This window comes from Mesorhizobium ventifaucium (assembly GCF_935822925.1).
Taxonomy (GTDB): Bacteria; Pseudomonadota; Alphaproteobacteria; order Rhizobiales; family Rhizobiaceae; genus Mesorhizobium; species Mesorhizobium ventifaucium.
In genome coordinates this window covers 351,376-372,524 of record NZ_CAKXZS010000023.1, presented here as the reverse complement: position 1 = coordinate 372,524, position 21,149 = coordinate 351,376, and the positions used below count along the sequence as shown (strand labels likewise).

18 protein-coding genes, 1 tRNA gene and 2 pseudogenes are annotated in these 21,149 nt (G+C 61.7%); 13 read left to right on the top strand and 8 right to left on the bottom strand.

Annotated elements, in window-relative coordinates; all coding sequences use genetic code 11:
* Nucleotide 1: 1 nt before the first annotated feature.
* The gene (locus NMG70_RS19755; protein ID WP_254026085.1) at nucleotides 2-682 is read left to right on the top strand and encodes a DsbA family oxidoreductase; all 681 of its coding nucleotides are present in this window, start codon (nucleotides 2-4) and stop codon (nucleotides 680-682) included.
* 515 nt (nucleotides 683-1,197) lie between these two features.
* Entirely contained in the window at nucleotides 1,198-3,102 is a 1,905-nt protein-coding gene (locus tag NMG70_RS19750; RefSeq protein ID WP_254026084.1) for an ABC transporter ATP-binding protein/permease, read from the top strand.
* Nucleotides 3,103-3,238: 136 nt separating this feature from the next.
* Here NMG70_RS19750 and gor read toward each other — a convergent pair whose 3' ends face one another.
* The 3 genes from gor to rpiA form a co-directional block, all read right to left on the bottom strand.
* Nucleotides 3,239-4,627 (bottom strand): glutathione-disulfide reductase, encoded by a 1,389-nt coding sequence (gor, locus tag NMG70_RS19745; protein ID WP_254026083.1) that lies wholly within the window; start codon nucleotides 4,625-4,627, stop codon nucleotides 3,239-3,241.
* A gap of 152 nt (nucleotides 4,628-4,779) precedes the next feature.
* Nucleotides 4,780-5,346, bottom strand: a complete 567-nt coding sequence (locus NMG70_RS19740; protein ID WP_254026082.1) for a DUF2059 domain-containing protein — start codon at nucleotides 5,344-5,346, stop codon at nucleotides 4,780-4,782.
* Nucleotides 5,343-6,062, bottom strand: coding sequence for a ribose-5-phosphate isomerase RpiA (gene rpiA, locus NMG70_RS19735; protein WP_254026081.1), 720 nt, complete (start codon nucleotides 6,060-6,062; stop codon nucleotides 5,343-5,345). Before rpiA ends, NMG70_RS19740 begins: the two co-directional genes overlap by 4 nt.
* A gap of 150 nt (nucleotides 6,063-6,212) precedes the next feature.
* Here rpiA and NMG70_RS19730 point away from each other — a divergent pair, with 150 nt between their 5' ends.
* The 3 genes from NMG70_RS19730 (at nucleotide 6,213) to NMG70_RS19720 (ending at nucleotide 8,325) form a co-directional block, all read left to right on the top strand.
* Complete coding sequence (locus tag NMG70_RS19730; protein WP_077378024.1) at nucleotides 6,213-6,896, top strand: phosphoglycolate phosphatase; 684 nt, start codon at nucleotides 6,213-6,215, stop codon at nucleotides 6,894-6,896.
* Between the two features lie 125 nt (nucleotides 6,897-7,021).
* Nucleotides 7,022-7,096, top strand: a tRNA-Val gene (locus NMG70_RS19725).
* A gap of 236 nt (nucleotides 7,097-7,332) precedes the next feature.
* Entirely contained in the window at nucleotides 7,333-8,325 is a 993-nt protein-coding gene (locus NMG70_RS19720) for a hypothetical protein (protein WP_254026080.1), read from the top strand.
* A gap of 974 nt (nucleotides 8,326-9,299) precedes the next feature.
* On the opposite strand, the gene NMG70_RS19715 is transcribed toward NMG70_RS19720, so the two are convergent.
* Nucleotides 9,300-9,560 carry a hypothetical protein gene (locus tag NMG70_RS19715; protein WP_254026079.1) on the bottom strand — a complete coding sequence of 87 codons (261 nt, stop codon included), beginning with the start codon at nucleotides 9,558-9,560 and terminating at the stop codon, nucleotides 9,300-9,302.
* A gap of 596 nt (nucleotides 9,561-10,156) precedes the next feature.
* On the opposite strand from NMG70_RS19715, the gene NMG70_RS19710 reads away from it, so the two are divergent.
* From NMG70_RS19710 to NMG70_RS19690, 5 genes are all read left to right on the top strand, one after another.
* Nucleotides 10,157-11,416: an ABC transporter substrate-binding protein gene (locus tag NMG70_RS19710; protein ID WP_254026078.1), complete on the top strand. Its 1,260-nt coding sequence runs from the start codon at nucleotides 10,157-10,159 to the stop codon at nucleotides 11,414-11,416.
* A 69-nt stretch (nucleotides 11,417-11,485) separates the two neighbouring features.
* Nucleotides 11,486-12,553 carry a carbohydrate ABC transporter permease gene (locus NMG70_RS19705; RefSeq protein WP_254026077.1) on the top strand — a complete coding sequence of 356 codons (1,068 nt, stop codon included), beginning with the start codon at nucleotides 11,486-11,488 and terminating at the stop codon, nucleotides 12,551-12,553.
* A 1-nt stretch (nucleotide 12,554) separates the two neighbouring features.
* Nucleotides 12,555-13,430: a carbohydrate ABC transporter permease gene (locus NMG70_RS19700; RefSeq protein WP_254026076.1), complete on the top strand. Its 876-nt coding sequence runs from the start codon at nucleotides 12,555-12,557 to the stop codon at nucleotides 13,428-13,430.
* A gap of 97 nt (nucleotides 13,431-13,527) precedes the next feature.
* Nucleotides 13,528-14,613: an ABC transporter ATP-binding protein gene (locus NMG70_RS19695; protein WP_254026075.1), complete on the top strand. Its 1,086-nt coding sequence runs from the start codon at nucleotides 13,528-13,530 to the stop codon at nucleotides 14,611-14,613.
* Between the two features lie 128 nt (nucleotides 14,614-14,741).
* On the top strand, nucleotides 14,742-14,999 hold the full coding sequence (locus NMG70_RS19690) for a PepSY domain-containing protein (RefSeq protein WP_254026074.1): 258 nt from the start codon (nucleotides 14,742-14,744) through the stop codon (nucleotides 14,997-14,999).
* Nucleotides 15,000-15,057: 58 nt separating this feature from the next.
* On the opposite strand, the gene NMG70_RS19685 is transcribed toward NMG70_RS19690, so the two are convergent.
* On the bottom strand, nucleotides 15,058-16,950 hold the full coding sequence (locus tag NMG70_RS19685; RefSeq protein ID WP_254026073.1) for a L,D-transpeptidase family protein: 1,893 nt from the start codon (nucleotides 16,948-16,950) through the stop codon (nucleotides 15,058-15,060).
* Between the two features lie 230 nt (nucleotides 16,951-17,180).
* On the opposite strand from NMG70_RS19685, the pseudogene NMG70_RS19680 reads away from it, so the two are divergent.
* Nucleotides 17,181-17,267, top strand: a pseudogene (locus tag NMG70_RS19680) (TetR/AcrR family transcriptional regulator); the annotation flags it as partial.
* A gap of 16 nt (nucleotides 17,268-17,283) precedes the next feature.
* Here the strand turns inward: NMG70_RS19680 and NMG70_RS19675 are convergent.
* Nucleotides 17,284-18,195, bottom strand: coding sequence for an alpha/beta hydrolase (locus tag NMG70_RS19675; protein WP_254026072.1), 912 nt, complete (start codon nucleotides 18,193-18,195; stop codon nucleotides 17,284-17,286).
* A 47-nt stretch (nucleotides 18,196-18,242) separates the two neighbouring features.
* Here NMG70_RS19675 and NMG70_RS19670 point away from each other — a divergent pair, with 47 nt between their 5' ends.
* Nucleotides 18,243-18,695 (top strand): MarR family winged helix-turn-helix transcriptional regulator, encoded by a 453-nt coding sequence (locus NMG70_RS19670; protein WP_254026071.1) that lies wholly within the window; start codon nucleotides 18,243-18,245, stop codon nucleotides 18,693-18,695.
* A 108-nt stretch (nucleotides 18,696-18,803) separates the two neighbouring features.
* On the opposite strand, the pseudogene NMG70_RS19665 reads toward NMG70_RS19670, so the two are convergent.
* Both NMG70_RS19665 and NMG70_RS19660 read right to left on the bottom strand, forming a co-directional pair.
* Nucleotides 18,804-19,413: pseudogene (locus tag NMG70_RS19665) on the bottom strand (pyridoxamine 5'-phosphate oxidase family protein).
* Between the two features lie 64 nt (nucleotides 19,414-19,477).
* Nucleotides 19,478-19,831, bottom strand: coding sequence for a gamma-butyrobetaine hydroxylase family protein (locus NMG70_RS19660; RefSeq protein ID WP_095492986.1), 354 nt, complete (start codon nucleotides 19,829-19,831; stop codon nucleotides 19,478-19,480).
* A 197-nt stretch (nucleotides 19,832-20,028) separates the two neighbouring features.
* On the opposite strand from NMG70_RS19660, the gene moaA reads away from it, so the two are divergent.
* The gene (gene moaA / locus NMG70_RS19655) at nucleotides 20,029-21,024 is read left to right on the top strand and encodes a GTP 3',8-cyclase MoaA (protein WP_254026070.1); all 996 of its coding nucleotides are present in this window, start codon (nucleotides 20,029-20,031) and stop codon (nucleotides 21,022-21,024) included.
* Nucleotides 21,025-21,149 lie beyond the last annotated feature (125 nt).

The following is a 21,149-nucleotide window of genomic DNA, read 5'->3' as shown; positions in this document are numbered from 1 at the left end:
GATGAGCGACGAGAAGTCGATTACCGTCGATGTGGTCTCCGACGTCGTCTGCCCTTGGTGCTTCATCGGCCAGAAGCGGCTCGACAAGGCGATTGCCGCGGCAAACGAGGTCGAAGTGCATATTCGCTGGCGGCCATTCCAGCTCGACCCGACCATCCCGCCCGATGGCAAGGATCGCCGCGAATACATGATGGCCAAGTTCGGCAGCGACGAACGCATCCGCGAGATCCACGCCCGCATCGAGCCATTGGGCGAAGCCGAGGGAATCAACTTCGCCTTCGCTGCCATCAAGGTTGCGCCCAACACGCTGGACGCGCACCGCGTCATCCGCTGGGCTGGTGCCGCCGGCGAGGTCATGCAGAACCGGCTGGTGCGACGTCTGTTCCAGTTGAATTTCGAGGAAGGCGCCAATCTCGGCGACCATGTCGTCCTGATCGACGCCGCCCGCGAGGTCGGCATGGATGCGTCCGTCGTCGAGACGCTTTTGCCGACGGACGCCGATGTCGAGGCGGTGCGCGCCGAAATCGCCACCGCTTCGCGCATGGGCATCACCGGGGTGCCGTGCTTCCTGCTTGAGGCCAAATATGCGGTGATGGGCGCGCAAGACGTTGACACGCTAACCGACGCCATTCGCCAGGTTGCGGCGGCCAAGGCGCGGGGCGAGTTGGAGAAAGCGAACTGATAGACGTCATTCGCTAGGCGCGTTTGGCGACATCGCCACAGCAGCCAACGCCCTCCGGGCCAACGCCCTCCGGTCACTTTCCGGCTGCCGCCAGGTCGATATGGCAACAAGGATGACGGCGCGTCTTTGCGTCGATTCGTCTTCCGCAACATAAAAATCGGCCGATCGGCCACGCTCTTCCCATAACAAAACTGTGCAAAAGCCTTCCCTTGGGGAAGATGCTGACGCTTGCATACGTGAACCAGCAAATCATTGAAATTATAGAGATAATATGCGCCGAGAGCGGCATCGCATGACGTTGCCGCTGTTGCTTAATGGCAACGGCTAGGGGTTCAATCCTCCTCAGCCCGAGAAAAGATAATTGAAAATGATCAATTGGTGTTACTGTCTGTAACAAAACTAAAAGAGGTTTGGGCGGGATTGTGATTCGGGTCGGTAGACCAGAGCGACATTCAATATCGGAAAAATGGCTCCGCGGTGCCGCAAGGCCGCCGCTCCTGACACCAGTTTCCTCGATGCGCAGCTTCTGGGGGCTGATGCGGGCCTACTGGTTCTCGGACCGCTGGGTGGAGGCCTGGACGCTGACGCTGATCATCGCGCTGTTTACCGCGCTCTCCAGCAAAGCCGGCGTCTGGTTCGCCGAAGCATCCGGGGAACTGGTCAATTCGATCGCCTTCTACCACGATGCCGCGAACACCACGCCGCTCGCATCGCTGCTCACCAACGCCGGCGTGCTCATCCTTCTGGTCGTGCTCAAGGACGCGGGCTTTACCGGCATCCGCACTTTTGTTTCCGCGACGCTGCATCGCAAATGGCGCGGTTGGCTGGACACCCGTTTCAACGCAGCGCTTCTCGACACCAATCACACGCATTTCCATGCTCAGCACGGTTCCTCCGCCGCTGCTGCTCCCGACAACATCGACCAGCGTGTCCAGGAGTCGATCAAGGACATGACCGGCGGAGCCATCGGCCTCGCCATCGGGGTGATGGCTGTCGCCACATCGCTTTATTTCGTCGGCCGGAAACTGCTTGAATCCTCGGCAGAGGTGAAAGGGCTGGAGTTCCTCGGCAGCTATGGCAGCGCGGTCCTGGCATTTCTGGCGGTCGCCATATACGTGCCGCTGAACACCTGGATCGCGGTGAAGCTCGGCAGGTTGCTGGAACGGCTCAACATCCGGATGCAGCAATCCGAAGGCAGTTATCGCGGCGAACTGACCACGTTCCTGCGCCGCAGTTTCCACGTCGCCGCCTCACAGGGCGAGAATGTGCAAAAGGCGATGCACGACCGGCTTTATGTCGACATCGACCGCACCTGGGCAAGGCTGAACATCGTCAACACCAGCTATCGTTCTTTCGAGCTGGTCTACACTTTCATCGGCGCCCGCATTGTCGCCTATGCGCCGGGCCTGGTGCCCTACATCCACAACCGTTTCGACCTCAAGGGCTACATAACCGGCTCCGAGATGGTCAACTCGCTCATCAATCAATGTTCGTGGTTCATCCATGTCATGCCTTCCATTGCGGCGCTGCGCGCCAACAGCCAACGCGTGACCGAACTCGCCAACGCGATCGAAAACGTCCAACACCCGCAGGAATTCTACAGTCTCACCGGTTGTTCCGATTTCCGCTACGACCGTCAGAACCCGGTTTTCGGCTTGACCATCCAGAAACTGGAGCTGACCCATCAGGGCGAGGATGCCACGCCCTTCCTGAGTGCTGCGAATTTGCGCTTCCGGCGTGGCGAGTGGACGTTCCTGAAGGGCGAATCCGGCTGCGGCAAGACATCGCTGATCAAGGCGATCAACGGTCTGTGGCCCTATGGCCGCGGTACCATCGTCTTCCCGGAAGGGGTCGAGAGTTTCTATGCCGCCCAGGAGGTCAAGCTGCAGCAGGTCTCGCTGAAGCAACTGGTCTGCCTGCCCGGTTCAGAGCGCGATCACACTGACACGCAGGTTGCATCGGCGCTGCACAAGGCCGGCCTTGGCGATTTCATCGAACACATGGCCGATGAGAGCCGTGACGGAATGAGCTGGGACCAGGTGCTTTCGGGCGGCCAGAAACAGAAGCTGGTTGTCGCTCGTATCGTGCTGCAGCAGCCGGGGCTGCTGTTCCTCGACGAGGCGACCGGGGCGCTCGATCCGGAAGGGAAGATCGCCTTCCATCAAGCGATCAAGGACAATTGTCCAGATGTCACGGTGATCTCGATCATGCACGAGGCCGTGCCGCCAAGGTCGCTTTCAGGCGCCGAATTCTACCACAGCATCGTTGCCATCGCGGATGGCGTCGCGACCAAAAAGTCGCTGGCGCCGAGCCTGCCGGTCGAGCTCACCACCATCCTCGCGCACCCCAGGCCAGTCGCGGAAACAAGGCCGGTCGAGGAAAGATGGCTGCGCTTCCCTCGCCGCATCAGGCAGAAATAGCGGCGAACAAGATGGCGAACAAGATATCGTTGCCCAGTGTCGCATCGGATTGGGTGATCTAAAATTGTGGTCGGGTGGTGCGGCGCCATTGCTTGCGAGCATCGAGTGCTCCGTTGGCGACGGTGTGGGCAAAACGTCAGGCGCGCTCGCCGTCCCTCACCCGGTAGGTCGGCTTGTACATGGTGACGAGTTCTTCCGCCGCGGTCGGGTGCACGGCCATCGTGCGATCGAAGTCGTCCTTGGTCAGCCCGGCCTTCAGCGGAATGCCGAGAAGCTGCGCCATCTCGCCGGCATCAGGCCCGAGGATATGGGCGCCGAGCACCTTTTTCGAGGCGCCGTCGACCACCAGCTTCATCAGCATCTTTTCGTCGCGGCCCGACAACGTGTTGCGCATCGGCCGGAAGCTGGCGCGGTAGACCTCAACCTCGGCAAAACGCTTTATGGCCTCGTCTTCCGACAGGCCGACCGTGCCGATCTCGGGCTGCGAGAACACCGCGGTGGCGATCGTTTCATGGTCGGGCGCGGTCGGGTTGCCCTTGAAGGCGGTCTCGACGAAACACATCGCCTCATGGATCGCCACCGGCGTCAATTGCACGCGGTTGGTGACGTCGCCGATCGCCCAGATGTTGTCGATGCTGGTGCGCGAATATTGGTCCACATGAATAGCGCCGGTCCTGGTCATCTCGATGCCGAGGCCCTCAAGCCCCATGTCTTCGGTGTTGGGCAGACGCCCGATGGCGAGCATGACCTGATCGACCGTCAGCACCTTTCCGCCGGTGACGACCGCGTCGAGGCGCCCGTCCGGACGCTTCCTGACCCATTCGGATACGGCATGGCAGAGGATTTTTATTCCCTTCTTTTCCATCGTCTCGTGCAGCATGCGCCTAAGGTCCATGTCGAAGCGCGAGAGGATCTCCTTGCCGCGATAGACCAGCGTTGTGTCGACGCCGAGGCCGTGAAAGATGTTGGCGAATTCGACGGCAATATAGCCGCCGCCCTCGATCATGATTGCCTTCGGCAATTCCTTGAGATCGAAGGCCTCGTTGGAAAAGATACAATGCTCATGGCCGGGCAGAGCCGGGTGCGGTGCCGGGCGGCTGCCGGTGGCGATGAGAATCTGGTCGGCGGTGACGGTGCGGTCGTCGCCGAGAAGATGCACCACATGCGGATCGACCAGCATGGCGCGCGACTGAAACGTCTCGCCGCCGGCGCCTTGGACATTCTTCCTGTAGATGGCTTCCAGCCGGCTGATCTCGCGATCCTTGTTGGCAACCAATGTCTGCCAGTCGAAGCTCGCCTGCGGCACGGTCCAGCCATAACCGGCGGCGTAGGCAAAATGTTCGGGAAATTGCGAGGCATAGACATAGAGCTTCTTCGGCACGCAGCCGCGAATGACGCAGGTGCCGCCAAAACGGTATTCCTCGGCAATGCCGACGCGCTTGCCGAGTGCCGCCGCCATGCGCGCCGCCCTCACCCCGCCGGAGCCGCCGCCGATGACGAAAAGATCGTAGTCGTAACCGGCCATGGTGCGGCTCCTTGTCCTTCAAAATGTTTGAGACAGGTAGGCTGCAAACCACCAAAAGAAAAGCCCGGGCCACCACGCCGCGCATGCTGTCAGACGCGCAACGGAGGCCGGGCTTTCCGGTCCAGCAGCGATAACGCCGCCGGGAAATTTGCTCAGTTCTTCGGTGCTTCCGGCTCCGTACCAGCCGCGGGAGCCGCGGCATTTGCCGGCGCTGTCGCCTTTGCCGCCGCGGCCAGCGTTTCGCCGACCTGCTGGGCGAGATCGCGAGCGAGGCCGTTCTGCCAGATCTCGGCGGCCTTGAGCAGGTCACGCGTCACAGCCGGGCCGCTGTCGAGCAGTTTCTTGCCGGAATCGGAATTGTAGAAAGCGGCGATTTCGGTAAGCTCTTTTTCGGAAAATACCTTGGCATAGGCCAAGGCCGCTTCCTTCTCGAGATCGGCGCGGCGCGAGGCCAGCGCCAGAGCCTTTTCGCTAACCGTTCTGCCGATCAGTTCCTGCATGTCCGGGTTCTTTTGGATAAGCTGCTGCTGAAGCGCGGCGGCGGCCTGCGGCAGGATGCTGTCGAACGGGTCCGTCGCGTGGATCGCCGCGACTGCGGCGCGGGCCGCCTTCAGATGCCCCTCGGCGACGTCCTGCGAGAACGCCGGCGATGAAAACGCAAAGACGGCTGAAGCTGCCAGAATGGCAGAAAAACGGCGTACCCGGTTATGCAACGTCATGATCGGTAAAAACTCCCTGGTTTTCGGGCGGCATGGACGGTTTGGACGCCGTCGCCGGCTATGATGGCCGCTGATGCTAGCCCGATGAAAAGACCATGCTCGACCACGCCCGGAATGGCATGGAGAGCATTCGAAAGCGCTCTTGTATCCGGAATGCGGCCAAAAGATGCATCGAGGATAAAATGGCCGCCGTCTGTAACAAAAGGCTGGCTTCCCGTCATCCTCAATGTGACGGGGCCGGAAAGGCCGAGCCTTCCGGCTGCCGCGGCGACGGCGATTTCCGTGGCACGCAGGCCGAACGGGTTGACTTCGATGGGCAGTGGAAAACGCCCGAGCGTCTCGACCATCTTCGAACGGTCGGCAATGACGATCATGCGGGCGGAAGCCGCCGCCACGATCTTTTCGCGCAGCAGCGCGCCGCCGCCGCCCTTGATCAATGTCAGTGCCGGATCGATCTCGTCGGCGCCGTCGATGGTAAGGTCGAGCTCTGGCGTTTCTTCCAGCGTCGACAGCGGCACGCCAAGCTCGCCGCAGAGGATGGCGGTGCGCTCCGAGGTCGGCACGCCGACAATGGTAAGGCCGGTGGCGACCTTTTCGGCGAGCAGCCGCACGAATTCCTCGGCGGTCGAGCCGGTGCCGATGCCGAGCCGCATGCCGTCGCTGACATTGGCAAGCGCTGCCCGCGCGGCCTCGACCTTCAACTGCCTCGCATCCATGCTTGCCCCGGATTTCGCTTGTTTCGGCGCTCCTAGCATCTTTGCCCGTCCGGTCAAAGACTTTGCCCTGTGGATTGACCAGGCACAGCTTGCCTGGATGGGCTGCAGCGGCTATCGCCTGCCGGCAGCGCAATCGTCACAGGACAAGCCATGACCCGACCGATCATCGTGTTCGACCTTGACGGGACGCTGATCGACACAGCGCCGGACCTGCTCGACAGCCTCAACCACAGCCTTGCCGCCAGCGAACTCGCAGCCGTCGATGAGGCCGGCTTCAAGCGCTTCGTCGGCCATGGCGGCCGGGTGATGATCGAGCGCGCGCACGCCGCGCAGCAGAGATCGCTGGTGGTGGAGGAACACGACCGATTGCTAAAGCTGTTCCTCGATCACTACACCGACAACATCCCGGGCAAATCGCGCCCCTACCCTGGCGTCGTCGAAACGATCGCGCGATTCGAGGCGGCCGGCTATCTCTTGGCCGTCTGCACGAACAAATACGAAGCCAACTCGGTGGCGCTGATCGAGGCGCTCGGCCTGGCGAAGCATTTCGCGGCGATTTGCGGTCAGGACACGTTTGCGTTCCGCAAGCCCGACCCGCGCCACCTGACCGAAACCATCGTGTTGGCCGGCGGCGATCCGCACCGCGCGCTGATGGTGGGTGATTCGCAGACCGACATCGATACGGCGAAGGCGGCCGGCATTCCCGTGGTGGCGGTCGATTTCGGCTACACCGACCGCCATGTGCGCGAATTCGAACCGTCGGCGGTGATCTCGCATTTCGATGCGCTGACGCTTGGTCTGGCCGAACGCCTGATTGCCGCTGCGGGGCACTGAGCGACGGCGACCGGGTCGCTCCCGGCGGAGTTGCATTCGGTCTCCTCGGAACGCCAGCACATCGCCTTGACTTCCCCGGTCGGCCTCCCTTATATCGCGGCGCGCTTGGCCTTCGGGCAACGAGCGGGCGATTAGCTCAGCGGGAGAGCACACCCTTCACACGGGTGGGGTCGCAGGTTCAATCCCTGCATCGCCCACCATCTTTCTTAATGAAATTAACGGCAGGACGTTGCAGGCGCACTCAATACCCTTTTGCGCGAGCTCGGCGGCTGCCGGGCTTAGCGGAGCAAATCCCGTGTTCCACGAAAATCGGTGAGGGATAATCGGCATTTCTGCGTTCCTGCCGGCCCCACCAGCGGCCGATCGCCTTCACATCTCCTACAGGACATGAGATCAGATCACGCAAGCTCCGTTTCCGACAGAAGAAAGTGCAATCGTGAGACGAATTCATCCCAAACAGAAAAAGCAGTTCATCAAGGAACTCGACGCCAGCCTGAACGAGAAGATGCGTCAGGAAGCTTATTGGGCGTTCCTCGAAGAGCTCAAGCGCGTCTACCATCGAGGGTGTCCCAGTCGAACCGAGCGGAATGATCTCGCCCACAAGATTACAGACATAATATCTGCAAAGGAGGATCCCTACGTTATCGAGTGCCGCGTGGTCGCACGCGACCAGGAGCGAATGACGCTTGGAACCTCCCTACGCGTATATGCCGATGAAGAGAACAGCCAAGCGCGAGATGAAGCCACGCGATACCCAGTCAGCGCCTTTCGCGCGATGATCGGGCAGGACCGCGCTGAGATTTTCAACGGGTATGTGCCATTCCGGATCACGCCGCATGCACTTATTCGCATCATCGAGCGCTCGAAAGTTGCTTATCAGCTGACTTCCTCCGGCACCTTTGGGATGGCCGCTGTCACCCGCTCCTTGGGAGACATCGTTCAGGCCCTGCCGCTTCAGATCATCGCGGCGCTCAGCACTGGCCAGACACATTTCGGTCTTCGCATCGCCGATGGCATCCTGCTCTGCGAGACCTTCGAGGAGACGACCTATTACGAGGCCGGTTATGTCGAGGTCGACTGCGACGGCGCCCGTCCCATCGATGGTCAGTCGATCTTCGGCAATCCCGAAAACGGGGTCTCGCGCGTGATCCTGGCCAAAATCTGGATCGGCCCGCATGAAGTGCGCCCCGAACAGGAAAGGCTTATATCTGAGATCGAGGCCGTCCTCTCAAAGCAGCCTGAATTGTCCCGCCGATTGATGGAAGCAGATTTCTTCCGCATCCCGAACTGGATCGACCGTAACCGGCCGAAGTTCGAGCCATTGCCTAGCGAACTGCTCGCAGAGATCATTGTTCCTGCGGCCAAAATAATGATGACCCCAGAGTATCACGCGCAGTTCACCCCCGCTGAGGCGCGCAGGAAAGTCTGATAGCAATTTCACGCGCTATCCCGAGACCAGTGAGCCACGTCCGGCCGGGCCTACGAGCACCATTGCCAGCGTTCCCGGCTGCCCAGACAGCAGGGCTTCTGCTTCTTCGCTGCACCTCCGCCTGCCGATGAACCCGTGCGCGCCCTTGTCGTGAGCGAGAAGGGGCTGCAGGGGACGGACACTGGCAGCGGGCGATTACGAGTGTGGCCTTAGGTCGCAAGAACTGGCTTCCGAAAGCAAGGCCTCGGGCTTTAATGAAGCTGCGTCCAACACCACATAGTAATCCACGACCAGCCGTGTGCGAGAAACTCGCCCACCCTGAGGCGGTCGCGCTGCCCTTTCAAAGATGGACGTCAGTGCGCCACGGCAATGGCCATAACCTATGAACTTGAAAGAACATCATGCTTGAAAATTCCAGACTTCCCGCGGGCGACGTCCCTCTCATTTTGCTGGGCCGCTATCAGTGCCGCTTCCCGGTTCGCGAAGACCCTTCGGTGCCCGGCGGTTACCGTTTTTGTGCTGGGCCAACTTCGCCGGACCGCGTCTACTGCGATCACCACCACAGTCTCGTGACCGCCGTCGAGCCTCGCCGAGCCCGTTCGGGTTTCCACCTCGCTCGACGCGCCGCGTAATCGGGCGGCAGACCCCACGAGCCGACCTCTGGGGCTTGGCGCGGTGCACTCCGCGTCAGGTCGCAGACCACATCGTCGGGGCCGATCAGTGCAGTGGGAGGCCGCGGACCATGCACTTCTGCTGTTGAAGCGAGCGGCGGGTATTTGTGATCATTACCTCCCCGGCTGTCGACTGGGCCTGCCGCTGAAACCAGCCGCCGGCATATCGCCTTCTACGTGATCGCCATCCACAACCACTTGGAACGCATCGCGAGGGTCGTCGACCGCCTAGAGCACCCCACGGCCTCACATTGAGCCGCACGCCGAGCGCCGCCGGTTTCGCCATAGTCATCGTACACGGCGTCAGCCCCGCATCATCGAGTGCAGGATGGCCTGCATGTGCTCTTCCAGATCGAGTTCGCCCCGTGCCTCAGTGGTTAACAGGTACTCGGCCTTGGCTCGGCGATAGCCTCGGCTGATCGCAGGATAGGAGCAGATGGCCAGTAATGCTTCCTCTTCGATCCGGTCTGCCCTCTTGCGGTCGTGACTGTTGCTGCCCCCTCGATGAACAACCCTGTGGAGGCCGACATAGGCGGCCTCATGGGCTCCAATCAGCGCCTGCAATTCGGGTGAGGCATCTCCTCTTCAGCAAATGTCGGTTCAACGACCGAGGCTACGGCGGTAAACGCAAGAAGTGTACGGCGGGTGATTTCGGGCATGCCTCATATCCCTGCAGTCTGATCATGCCGGCACACCATAGCACTGGCGCAGCGGTTCGGAGAGGTGCTCTGGGACGCGACCACATTGTCTGCTGACAAAAAGTATCCGCTCCCGCCGCAGCGTCACTTGCACAGCTGTCCATGTCCCGCCCCGCGCGCTGGCGATGCCACGGCGATTGAGTGCGGATTTGCCGCAACGATTTAACTCCGCTCGCCTGAACGCGGCCGGGAGAAAGTTGACGCAGGATAAAATCGTCCTAGGTGAACTGCTATCTCGTGGCCCGCGAACTGACGAGGGGAAATCGCCGTCGACCTCCTGCTCCGACCCGGTGAAACTGCGCAATTGCAAATGCGTCCGGCTTCCGCAAACATTGCTGGACCCTATCAAGGGGCCCGTAGCGGCCGACCCGAAAACTGAGCGCTGGCTTCTCGGCCCGCCGTCCTGGCGGCCTCGACCTTGGATCCAGCCAGCGTCTTTAAGTCAAAACGGAGGAACAACCGATGAAACTGACGAAACACCTCACCGGTGTGGTGATCGCGTCGACCTGTCTGTGCGCGCCCGCGCTGGCGCAGACCAGGTTGACCATGTGGTATCACGGCGCCGGCAACGAGGTGGAGTCGCGAATTCTCAACCAGATCATCTCCGACTTCAACACCAGCCAGTCCGACTGGACGGTGACCATCGAGAGCTTCCCCGAGAAGAGCTACAATGATTCCGTCGCGGCGGCGGCCCTGGCGGGCAACCTGCCCGACATCCTGGATGTGGACGGGCCCGTCATGCCCAATTGGGCCTGGGCCGGCTATCTGCAGCCGCTGCCGATCGACGAGAGCGAGTTCGCCGACTTCCTGCCCGGCACCAAAGGCGTGTGGGACGGCAAGCTCTATTCGGTCGGTCTATGGGACGCGGCGGTGGCGCTTTTTGCACGCCAATCGACGCTGGACGAGCTGGGCCTGCGCAAGCCGACCCTCGACAAGCCCTGGTCGAGAGAGGAATTCACGGCCGCGCTCGATGCCGCCAAGGCCTCCGGCAAGTATGAATTCGCCCTTGATCTCGGCATGAACGACCAGGCCGAGTGGTATTCCTATGCCTTCTCGCCGTTCCTGCAGAGCTTCGGCGGCGACATTGTCGACCGTTCGACCTACAAGACGGCGGAAGGCGCACTGAACGGCGAGGCTGCGCAGGCATTCGGCAAGTGGTGGCAATCATTGTTCAGCGGAGGCTATGCGCCTGGCACCAGTGAAGACCCGGCCGATCAGCAGACGGGGTTCATCGGCGGCAAGTTCGCCTTCCAGTGGAACGGCAATTGGCGCGCGGTGGCAACGATGGAAGCCGTGGATGACGTCGTCTTCCTTCCAGCCCCCGATTTCGGCGCCGGCAACAAGATCGGCGCGGGATCCTGGCAATTCGGCGTCTCGGCCAAGTCAAAACATCCGGAAGGCGCTGCCGAGTTCATCAAGTTCGCCGCGCAGGACAAATACCTGGCCGCCTTCTCCGACGGCATCGGCCTGATCCCGCCGACGCCCTCGGCGGCGCAGATGACGAAGAACTATAGTGGCGGCCCGCTCGCGGTGTTCTTCGACCTCTCCAAGGCACAAGCCCTGGTGCGCCCGGTCACCCCGGGCTACGTGGTCCAGGCCAAGGTCTTCACCAAGGCACTGGCCGATATCGCCAATGGCGCCGACGTGGCCGACACGCTTGACGCGGCGGTCGACGAGATCGACGCCGACATCGAAAGCAATAGTGGCTACGGCCACCGCTAGTTCTGTCGCGCCGGGGTCCTCGCCAGCCGCGGACTCCACCCTCTCTGGCTTGCTGGGCGGATACCGCAAATGGCGTCGAAACTAACCCTGTCGAATCGGGCGGGCTGGACATTCGCCCTGCCGGGCTTCGCACTCATCTTTACATTCATCGTCCTGCCGTTTTTCTTCGCGATCGGTCTGTCATTGACAAATCAGCGGCTGCTGTCGCCGAACCCCACCCAGTTTGTCGGGTTGGAAAATTATCAGCAGCTGCTGGGCCTTGCGGTGGTGACCCTCGAACCAGAGCGCAACGATGCTGGCGAAATGATCCGAAACGCGGCTGGCGAAATCCAGTATCCCCGCCTGCGTGCGATCACCCGTAGCGACGACTATCCTCAGTATCGCGGCATGCGCGAGTGGTTCCACTGGCAGTCCGGCGAAAACGTCATGATCGTCATCGCCAGCGACGTTGTGTTCATGAAGGCGCTGGTAAACACCTTCCTGTTCGTCCTGGTCGTGGCGCCGGTGCAGGGCAGCCTCGCGCTAATGCTTGCTTTGCTGATCAACCACAAGGTCAAGGGCATCAACCTGTTCCGGACCATCTACTTCATGCCGGTGGTGGTCTCCATAGTCGTGGTCTCGCTGCTCTGGCGGTTCATCTATGACGGCCAGAACGGGCTGTTGAACAGCATCCTCCAGGCCCTCACCTTCGGCCTCTTCCAGCCCGTAGACTGGCTGGGCAGTCCCTCGACCGCGCTGCCCGCAGTCATGGCCATGTCGATCTGGCAGGCCGTCGGCTTCCATATGGTCATCTGGCTGGCGGGGTTGCAGACGATCAGCCCCACGCTCTACGAGGCCGCCGCCATCGAGGGGGCTTCGAGATGGCAGACCTTCCGCTATGTCACCTGGCCGGGCCTGCGCAACACCGCCGTGCTTGTCCTTGTCGTGATCACCATGCAAGGCTTCGCGCTTTTCGCCCAGATCGACGTGATGACCAATGGCGGTCCGCTCGACAGCACCCAGACCCTCGTCTTCCAGGCGGTCGAGCGCGGCTACGGCAAGCAGGACATCTCCGGCGGCTCGACCATCTCGGTCATCCTGTTCGCGATCGTGCTGGCGATCTCACTCATCCAGCGCTGGCTGACACGGGAGCGTTAAGATGGCCGTCAATCCCGACAATTACGGCCTCAGGCTGTTCGTCCGCTATCTGGTGCTTTGCCTGATCGCGCTGATCTTCATCTTTCCGCTCGTGTTCATGATCAACTCGAGCTTCAAGCCGGACAGTCAGCTCCTCGCAGACACTTCCAGCCTGCGTGCCTTCCTGCCCGTCGGGGACATCAGCCTCAACAACTATTTCGGTGCGTTCCGGCGGGCGCCGGTCGGCCTGTTCGTCCTGAACTCGGTTCTGGTCACCGGGACGACCGTCCTTCTCTCGTTGCTGATCTGTTCGCTGGCCGCATTCTCCTTTGCTTTCCTGCGGTGGAAGGGGCGCGATGTCCTGCTCTCGATCGTCATCGCGACGCTGATCATCCCTTTCGAGACCATCGCTATCCCGCTGCTGCTCCTGGTCTCGAAACTGCCCTGGATCGGGCTTGATGGGCTGCATTGGGGCTGGCTCAATACCTACCGGGTGCAGATCGTCCCGTGGATCGCCGACGGGCTGACGATCTTCCTGTTCGTGCAGTATTTCAAGGCGCTGCCGGGCGAGCTGATCGAGGCAAGCCGGGTGGAGGGCGCGAATTGGTGGCAGGTCTACTATCGCGTCGTCATGCCGCTCTCAGGGCCAGTTCTGGCGACTGCCGCCATCCTGAAATTCCTCGTCATGTACAACCAATATCTCTGGCCGCTCATCGTGGTGCAGCAGGAAAGCTATCGCCCGGTCATGGTCGGCCTCGGCTACTTCTTTCAACTCAACGTCGCCTGGGGTGAAGTCATGGCTTATCTCACCCTTATCACCGTCCCGGTGCTGATCTTCTACCTCTTGCTGCAGCGCGCCTTCATCGCCTCGATCGCCTCTACCGGCGTGAAGGGCTGAACACATGGTTCGCGCGCTTAAACGCCAGTGGATCTGGGACGGCCGATCGGTGATCCCGAATTGCCGCACATGATTCAGGAAACGGGAGCCATCGCTCATGGCTGAGGTCTCGCTCAAGGGCGTCAAGAAATCCTTCGGTCGCGTCGAAATCATCAAAGGCGTCGATATCCACATCAACGACGGCGAGTTCGTCGTCTTTGTCGGACCGTCGGGCTGCGGGAAGTCCACGTTGCTGCGCATGATCGCCGGACTCGAGGACATAACCGAAGGCACCCTCGAGATTGGAGGCCGGGTGGTCAACCAGCTCCAGCCTAAGCAACGCGGTGTTGCGATGGTGTTCCAGAACTATGCCATCTTTCCGCATATGACCGTGCGCGAAAATATCGCGTTCGGCCTTACGATCGCCGGCGCTTCCAGGCAGGAAAAGCAGCAGAAGGTCGCCGAGGCCGCACGCATCCTGCAAATGGAACATTTGCTCGACCGCCGGCCAAGTCAGCTTTCGGGCGGTCAGCGCCAGCGCGTCGCCATCGGGCGCGCAATCACGCGGAAACCGGCTGTATTCCTGTTTGACGAGCCGCTCTCCAACCTCGACGCCGCGCTGCGCATGGACATGCGCATGGAAATCGGCCGGCTGCGCAGGCAACTGGGCACAACGATGATCTATGTCACGCACGACCAAGTCGAGGCGATGACGCTGGCTGACAGGATCGTCGTCCTGAAGGACGGTCAAGTCATGCAGATCGGAGCGCCGATGGAGCTCTATCACGAGCCGGCCAACAGGTTCGTAGCCGGCTTTCTGGGAGCCCCGTCGATGAATTTCCTGAACGTCGACGTCCTCGAGCTCGATGGCGAAGTGGCAATGGTTGGCAACCAATCCCTGGAGCCGATCAGGGTAGCGACCAGAAGGCGTCCCTTCCGGAAAGACGGCAAGGCCATCCTGGGTGTCCGCCCGCAGTACCTCCGGCCGGTGCACTCTGGAAAAGGCTTGCTGCATGGCATCGTGGCACATGCCGAGCGATTGGGCAGCGAGACGGTCGTGGACCTGACACTGCGCGACGAACGCGAGCTCATTGCGGCCTTCAATGAAGACAAGGTCTTTGAACCGGGTGTCGCTCTGGAGCTCACGTTCGACACGGCCTTGGCCCACCTCTTCCCCGACGAAGGTGAGTTGCAGACGCATTAGCATGAGCAACGACAACAAGATGCGTCGGCGCAGTTCGCTTGTGTCCATTCCGGAACCCGGAACAAACCTGCCCGGAACAAACCTGCATGGCCGCGAGTTTCTACTTTCGCGAGAAGTGAGGGAAAGCCATGTTCAGACTTGTTTTGGCGACAGGCGTCGTAGTTCTCTTTTTCGGTGAACCGGCCTTTGCCGCAGACGGAAGTCCGTTGCCTCCGCAGAATGCCAGGAAACTGTCGGAGATAATCGCCAAGGTCGAGCAGCGCGACGACTTTCGCTATGTCGACGAGGTCGCCTGGGTCAGCGGCGCCTATACCGTTACTTATTACACGACCGACAAGGCGAAGGTCGAAATCACCTACGATCCGGTGACAGCCGAGCCCAAATAGATCGCCGCATACCGGCGCGGCCGGGGTTCCGGCGCCCGCTCCCCCTGCGTTAGCGTCCTCAGATCGCCGGCGATCGCACTGCTTCCGTGCTGTCGAGTGCCTGCTGCAGCCGCGTGTCGCGGTCGTAGACGTCGCTGAAATATTCGACTTTGCCGAACATATCGGGCCAGGCGGTGAAATAGGCGACATAGACCGGGATCCTGCGCGCTACCTTTTCGGTCGCATGTCCGTGCTTCAGCTTCTCCGCGATGTCGTCGACCGAGGTGCCGAGCACGGCGGCCGCCATGCCGCGCGGATCCTGCAGGCGAACGCAGCCATGGCTGAGCGCGCGCATGTCGCGCTGGAAAAACGTCTTTTGCGGCGTGTCGTGCATGTAGATGGCGTGCTTGTTGGGGAACAGGATCTTCAGTTCGCCCAGCGCATTGGCCTCGCTCGGCAGCTGGCGCACGCCATAAGGTATCTTCGCGCCATAGGCGCCCCAATTGACCGAGGAGGACGGAATGCGTTTGCCGCGCGCGTTGACCACTTCGTAGCCGGCGCGGTCGAGATAGCCGGGATCCCTGCGCAGCCGGGGCAGCATCTCGTTGACGAGGATCGACTGCGGCACGCCCCAATAGGGATGGAAGTCGACCTGCTCGAGCTGATCGTAGAAGAAGGAAGTCTGGTTGGTGGTCTTGCCGATGACGACGCGGGTCTTCAGCTTCTCCTCGCCATTCTCGATGTAGCTCGCCGTAAATGCCGGCTGGTTGATGAAGACACGCGGGCTGCCGAGATCGGATGGCAGCCAGCGCAACTCTTCCAGCGCGACCTGCACCTTTTGAATCTTGTCGGCCTTGGACGTCCCGACCAGCGCCGCGACGGTGCGCGGACCGATGACGCCGTCGCCCTTCATGCCAGCCTTTTTCTGAACCGCCTTGATGACCGGCACCAGTTCCGGGGCATAGACCTCGCTGCTGGCCAGCCTGGCCAATATCTCGCCATAGGCGCCGCCCATCTCGTCGTCGAGGTTGCGCGCGATCTTCGCCAGAAGCTTCGGCAGTTCGGGGCTGCTCTCCTCTGGCTTCAGCAACAGCTTGGGATCGACGACGATCTCGTCGTCGGCGCTGGCCTGAAGTGATTCCAGTTCGACACGCAGCGCCTGATATTCGGCGTTCTGCGGATGCCGCGATTCGAGATAGGTGCGCACTTGCTGGGTGCGTGTCAGCGTTTTCAGCACGCCTTCCATGTCGAGCGGCTTGACAGGAAAATCATAGTAGCCGGTGATGCGATTGGGATCGACGCGGCCGCTTTGCGCATCGTGGACATAGCGCAAGACGCGCGCTGACAGCGCCATCTCGAAGCGGACGAGTTCCTCCAGCCGCGCATCGGCGCTGCCGGTCGATGCGCCGGCGGCGGGCACTTCAACCGTATAGTCGGCCGGCGTGAGGCCATAGCTCGTCGCCTCGCCAAGCACCCGCACTGCATCTTGCGCGCGGCTGTTGGCACCGGCTCCCGTCACCCAGATGAAATCCGGATTGGCCGCGTAATAGGCGACGAGCGCCTTGGCGATGTCCTTCTCGGCGTAGAGTTCGTAGCTATCCAGTCCGGCAATGGCTTCGCGGAAGGCAGCGCCGGTGGCGGAAGATGGCTGGAATGCGGCGTCCAGTGGCATTGCCGGCTCCGGCGCTGCCGTCAGCGTCGAGAAGTCGACGCGCACGAGCGGATCGCTCTTGTAGGTGTAATAGGACGGGCTGCTGATACGAGAGGCAGCGGGCGCCGTTGCATCTGGCTTGTATTTCGGCCTCTGCCTCGACGGCGGCGGGGGGAAATCACGTTGCGGCACATGCCTGATACCACCGCCGAAAAGCCTCTCGAAAAACCCTTGCGCGTCTGCCTGCGGCACGCCGAAGGCCAGCATTGCCGCGACCGCCGCAAGGGGCATCACGGTTGCTTTGTTTCCGAGGAATTTCATGGAATCACCCGCTCCGGCTGCACCGGCTCCCGTTCCGCATCGCTTGACGGTCTCGCCCACCGCATCATGGATGTAGGGCGCGACTACACCGATTCATACTGATTTCGTTAAGCTTTCATAAATTTCAGAAGGTCTGTTGCAGAACAGTTTCACAACGGTGGCAGCCGAAGCGAATTGGGTCCGCTCCGGTTTCAGCAAATAGCGCTCAAGGTCGGGCGTTGGCGCCGCCGGCGATGGGAATCAACTCGACCAGCCTCTATGCCGCGTTCGGCTGCAAGGAAGCGCTCTTCCTCGAAGCGGTCGATCTCTACACGCAGGTCAAGCCGTCGGTGTTTAATGCAGCGATACCGGCTTCCGGTGTTCGGCAACGAAGCCGACCGCACGCTCGATCACTCCCTTGTCGGCGAGGATGCGGCGGTGGCCGAGCCCGTCGGCCCAGTACAGCCGCACATGGTCGCCGGCGCCGGCATAGAGCCTTGCATGGTCGGCGGACACTTCGCGGTCGTCCGGAGCATGGATGACCAGCGTTGGCACCGGCGTGCTGGCAAGCTGGCGGTCGCCGGTGAATTCGTGCAGCGGCCGGCCGGCGATGCGTTCGACCCGGTCGGCCATGGCGGCCTGCGAGCGTGGGCCGACACTGAGCATGCGGCTGAAATCGTTGAAGATCGCCGGCAGCGAGCTCGGTGCCGCGATCAGCACCAGCCGCTCGGCCGCCAGCGGCGGAATGTCCTTGACCGAACCGACGACGGCATTGGCGGCGACGGCACCGCCGAAGGAATGGCCGACGACCGCCACGAACGGGCCGAACCATTCGCCGGCCAGCCGTGCGGCTTCGACAGCGCTGACCAATGTGAGCCGGCGGCCCTGCGATTGGCCGTGGCCCGGCAGGTCGAGCGAGACAACCTTGTAACCGGCGTCACGATAGGCTTCGATCAGCGTGCGCATATATTCGGTGCGCGAACGCCAGCCATGGATGACGAGCACCGTGCCGGCGGCCCGCCTGCCCGGCTCTGGCCTGAATTCATGCACCATGACGCAGCCGTTCTTGGTCTTCAGCCGATGATGGCGCGCCTCGGCCATGAAGCCGGCGGCGCGGTCGACGGCGCGTCGCTCGCCGTCGCTGAGAATTTTGGCGTTCGGCGTGCGGCAGAACAGTTCGAATGCCGCGCGCCCGGTAAGGCGGGGAGCCAGGTGTTCGGCGGCGGCAAACACGCCCCGGATGACCTTCAATCCAAATGATGCCATAGTGGCGATCCATCCATTCGTTCAAGCATGAACATAATAGTTCAAACATGAACATTAAACAAGAGCTGCCCTGGGACAACCCGCGTTTTCGCAACTGGGTCGCGGTGGCGCGCGCCTGCCATGTGCTGGAGCGCACGCTGGCAGTGAAGCTCGCGCCGCTGGACCTGAAGCCGGCGCAGCTCGACGTGCTGATGAACCTTTATCGCCATCCCGGCATGTCGCAGCACGATCTCGCCCGCCGGCTGCTGGTCGGCCGCTCCAACATCACCATGCTGCTGCCGCAACTCGAGGCACGCGGCCTGCTGCGCCGCGAAGGCGATCAGAAGGACAAGCGCGTGCTGCGCCTGACCTTGACCGAAGCCGGCACGGAACTGCTGATGCAGGCGCTGAAGGTCCACATGGCGCTGATCGAGAAAGCGATGAGCCAGTCGACGCCGGAGCAATGCGACATGATCGGCGAGCAGATGCGCAAGATTGCCGACGTGCTCAAGGAAGTGTGACTGGAGCATCGGACCCAAAAGCCCGTCCTCGGGCCCGACGAGGGGTGGAAATCGGTTTTGGGAAAATCCGATGCTCAAACAAAGGATGGTGCTCGTGGAGCGACCCGCTCACCACATCGACTTTTTCGCGCGCTCCGGCCATTCCCTGTCGTAGCTTGGCCGTCAATGCCTTTCCGGCTGGTGATTTCCAGGATTTTTCCGGGTGTCGGCAGCGACTTCGGGTCGACATGCCTCGCCGGGTTCCACAATTCCGACCGGATAATGGCGCGGGCGCACTGGAAATAGACCGAATCGACATCGATGACGGTGACCGAACGCGCCGGCTTGTCGTCGACGCTGAACGAGGCGCAGAGCGCGGCATCCGTGGTGACGTGGGCGCGGCCGTTGACGCGCAGCGTCGTGCCGCAGCCTGGGACCAGGAACAACAGGCCGACGCGCGGATCGCGAATGATGTTTTTTAGCGAATCGGCACGGTTGTTGCCGCGCCGGTCCGGCATCATCAGGGTTTTCGGATCATGGATGCGGACGAAGCCGGCGAGATCGCCGCGCGGCGAGCAATCCAGCCCTTCCGGCCCGCTGGTCGCGAGCGCGGCAAAGGCGAGGCCTCGATGAAGGCGGCGTATTCTGGGATCACATGGTCGAGTTCCTTGACCAGCGAGGTCTCGCTGGGCAGGCCATAGAGTGCTTCGAGCTGTTCGACCGTGGTGATGACGGACATGCTTCGTCTCCGAGTATCCGCAGCCGCTACTCCAAATCGGTGACGCTTTGACGACGGGCCGGAGCTACCGATCGCGGCTTAGCCCCTTCTCTTCCAGCTCGGCGAGATAGGCGGCCCAGCGTGCGTCCTTCTCATGACCCAGCGTATGCAGATAATTCCAGGTGAAGATGCCGGTATCGTGGAAATCGTCGAAGGTGATGCGGACAGCATAGTTGCCGACCGGTTCGATCTTCAGGATCGCAACGTTGCGCTTGCCGGGAACGGTCACGCGCTGTTCGGGCGAATGGCCCTGCACTTCGGCCGACGGCGAGGCAACGCGCAGCAGCTCCGCCGGCAGCTCGAACGGCTGATGGTCCGGGAATGTCACGGTTAGCAGCCTGCGGTCCTTCGAGACCCTGAGTTCCTTCGGCGCCGTCATGGTGATAAGTTCCGCATCATCTGTCCTTCCCTACGCCGCTTCGCGCAGCGGGAAAAGGCTGCTTCGAAACTTCCGGCACAAACTGTCGGCGGCGCGATGTTGCCAGGGATCGGAACCCCTTATCTTGAATGACAGGTTGGATCGTATCACATAGCCATATATAACGATGCCGTTCGCAGCCGGGGAAACGCACCAGCATGGACATGATCGATCCTTTTGGTCGCACGATCAGCTATCTCAGGGTGTCGGTCACCGACCGCTGCGACTTCCGCTGCACCTATTGCATGGCCGAGGACATGGCGTTCCTTCCCAAGAAGGATCTGCTGTCGCTGGAAGAGCTCGACCGGTTATGCACGGTCTTCATCGAAAAGGGCGTCAGGAAACTGCGTCTTACTGGCGGCGAGCCGCTGGTGCGCAAGAACATCATGCATCTGGTGCGTCAGATTTCGCGTCATCTCGAAAGCGGCGCTCTGGAAGAACTGACGCTGACCACCAACGGCTCGCAGCTTTCGCGCTTTGCCGCTGAGCTCGCCGATTGCGGGGTCAAGCGCATCAACGTCTCGCTGGACACGCTGGACCCGGAAAAATTCCGCCAGATTACCCGCTGGGGCAATCTCGACAAGGTCATGGATGGCATCGACACCGCACAGGCAGCGGGGCTGAAGGTAAAGCTCAATGCGGTGGCGCTGAAGGATTTCAACGACGCCGAGCTGCCGGAGATGCTGCGCTGGGCGCACGGCCGCGGCATGGAGCTGACGGTCATCGAAACCATGCCGATGGGCGAGATCGACGCCGACCGAACCGACCAGTATCTGCCGCTGTCGCTGCTGCGCGCAGCACTTGAGCGGCAGTTCACGCTGACCGACATCCCCTACAAGACCGGTGGCCCGGCCCGCTACGTCCACGTCGCCGAGACCGCTGGCAGGCTCGGCTTCATCACGCCGATGACGCATAATTTTTGCGAAAGCTGCAACCGCGTCCGGCTGACCTGCACCGGCACGCTCTATATGTGCCTCGGCCAGGAAGATGCCTCCGACCTGCGCGCACCGTTGCGTGCATCCGAAGGCAACGAACTGGTCGCCGACGCTATCGACGAAGCCATTGGCCGCAAGCCCAAGGGCCATGATTTCATCATCGACCGCCGCACCAACCGTCCATCGGTATCGCGGCACATGAGCGTCACCGGCGGCTGATCTTCCTGGTCGCACCGCCGAAAATAGATCCTGCCGCTCTTGCGAGGAGGTTGTGACGAGCCGCCGAAAGGCCGTGGACCAGCCCTTTGACGTTGCTGTCTTGCCGCCGGCTGGTAGAGGCTTGA

What these genes read in the sequence shown, in the direction of transcription:
- moaA (WP_254026070.1), top strand. Translation starts at nt 20,029, where the DNA reads ATGGACATGATCGATCCTTTTGGTCGCACGATCAGCTATCTCAGGGTG.
- NMG70_RS19730 (WP_077378024.1), top strand. Translation starts at nt 6,213, where the DNA reads ATGACCCGACCGATCATCGTGTTCGACCTTGACGGGACGCTGATCGAC.
- NMG70_RS19705 (WP_254026077.1), top strand. Translation starts at nt 11,486, where the DNA reads ATGGCGTCGAAACTAACCCTGTCGAATCGGGCGGGCTGGACATTCGCC.
- NMG70_RS19695 (WP_254026075.1), top strand. Translation starts at nt 13,528, where the DNA reads ATGGCTGAGGTCTCGCTCAAGGGCGTCAAGAAATCCTTCGGTCGCGTC.
- gor (WP_254026083.1), bottom strand. Translation starts at nt 4,627, where the DNA reads ATGGCCGGTTACGACTACGATCTTTTCGTCATCGGCGGCGGCTCCGGC.
- NMG70_RS19710 (WP_254026078.1), top strand. Translation starts at nt 10,157, where the DNA reads ATGAAACTGACGAAACACCTCACCGGTGTGGTGATCGCGTCGACCTGT.
- NMG70_RS19750 (WP_254026084.1), top strand. Translation starts at nt 1,198, where the DNA reads ATGCGCAGCTTCTGGGGGCTGATGCGGGCCTACTGGTTCTCGGACCGC.
- NMG70_RS19670 (WP_254026071.1), top strand. Translation starts at nt 18,243, where the DNA reads ATGAACATTAAACAAGAGCTGCCCTGGGACAACCCGCGTTTTCGCAAC.
- NMG70_RS19755 (WP_254026085.1), top strand. Translation starts at nt 2, where the DNA reads ATGAGCGACGAGAAGTCGATTACCGTCGATGTGGTCTCCGACGTCGTC.
- NMG70_RS19685 (WP_254026073.1), bottom strand. Translation starts at nt 16,950, where the DNA reads ATGAAATTCCTCGGAAACAAAGCAACCGTGATGCCCCTTGCGGCGGTC.
- NMG70_RS19690 (WP_254026074.1), top strand. Translation starts at nt 14,742, where the DNA reads ATGTTCAGACTTGTTTTGGCGACAGGCGTCGTAGTTCTCTTTTTCGGT.
- rpiA (WP_254026081.1), bottom strand. Translation starts at nt 6,062, where the DNA reads ATGGATGCGAGGCAGTTGAAGGTCGAGGCCGCGCGGGCAGCGCTTGCC.
- NMG70_RS19700 (WP_254026076.1), top strand. Translation starts at nt 12,555, where the DNA reads ATGGCCGTCAATCCCGACAATTACGGCCTCAGGCTGTTCGTCCGCTAT.
- NMG70_RS19740 (WP_254026082.1), bottom strand. Translation starts at nt 5,346, where the DNA reads ATGACGTTGCATAACCGGGTACGCCGTTTTTCTGCCATTCTGGCAGCT.
- NMG70_RS19675 (WP_254026072.1), bottom strand. Translation starts at nt 18,195, where the DNA reads ATGGCATCATTTGGATTGAAGGTCATCCGGGGCGTGTTTGCCGCCGCC.
- NMG70_RS19660 (WP_095492986.1), bottom strand. Translation starts at nt 19,831, where the DNA reads ATGACGGCGCCGAAGGAACTCAGGGTCTCGAAGGACCGCAGGCTGCTA.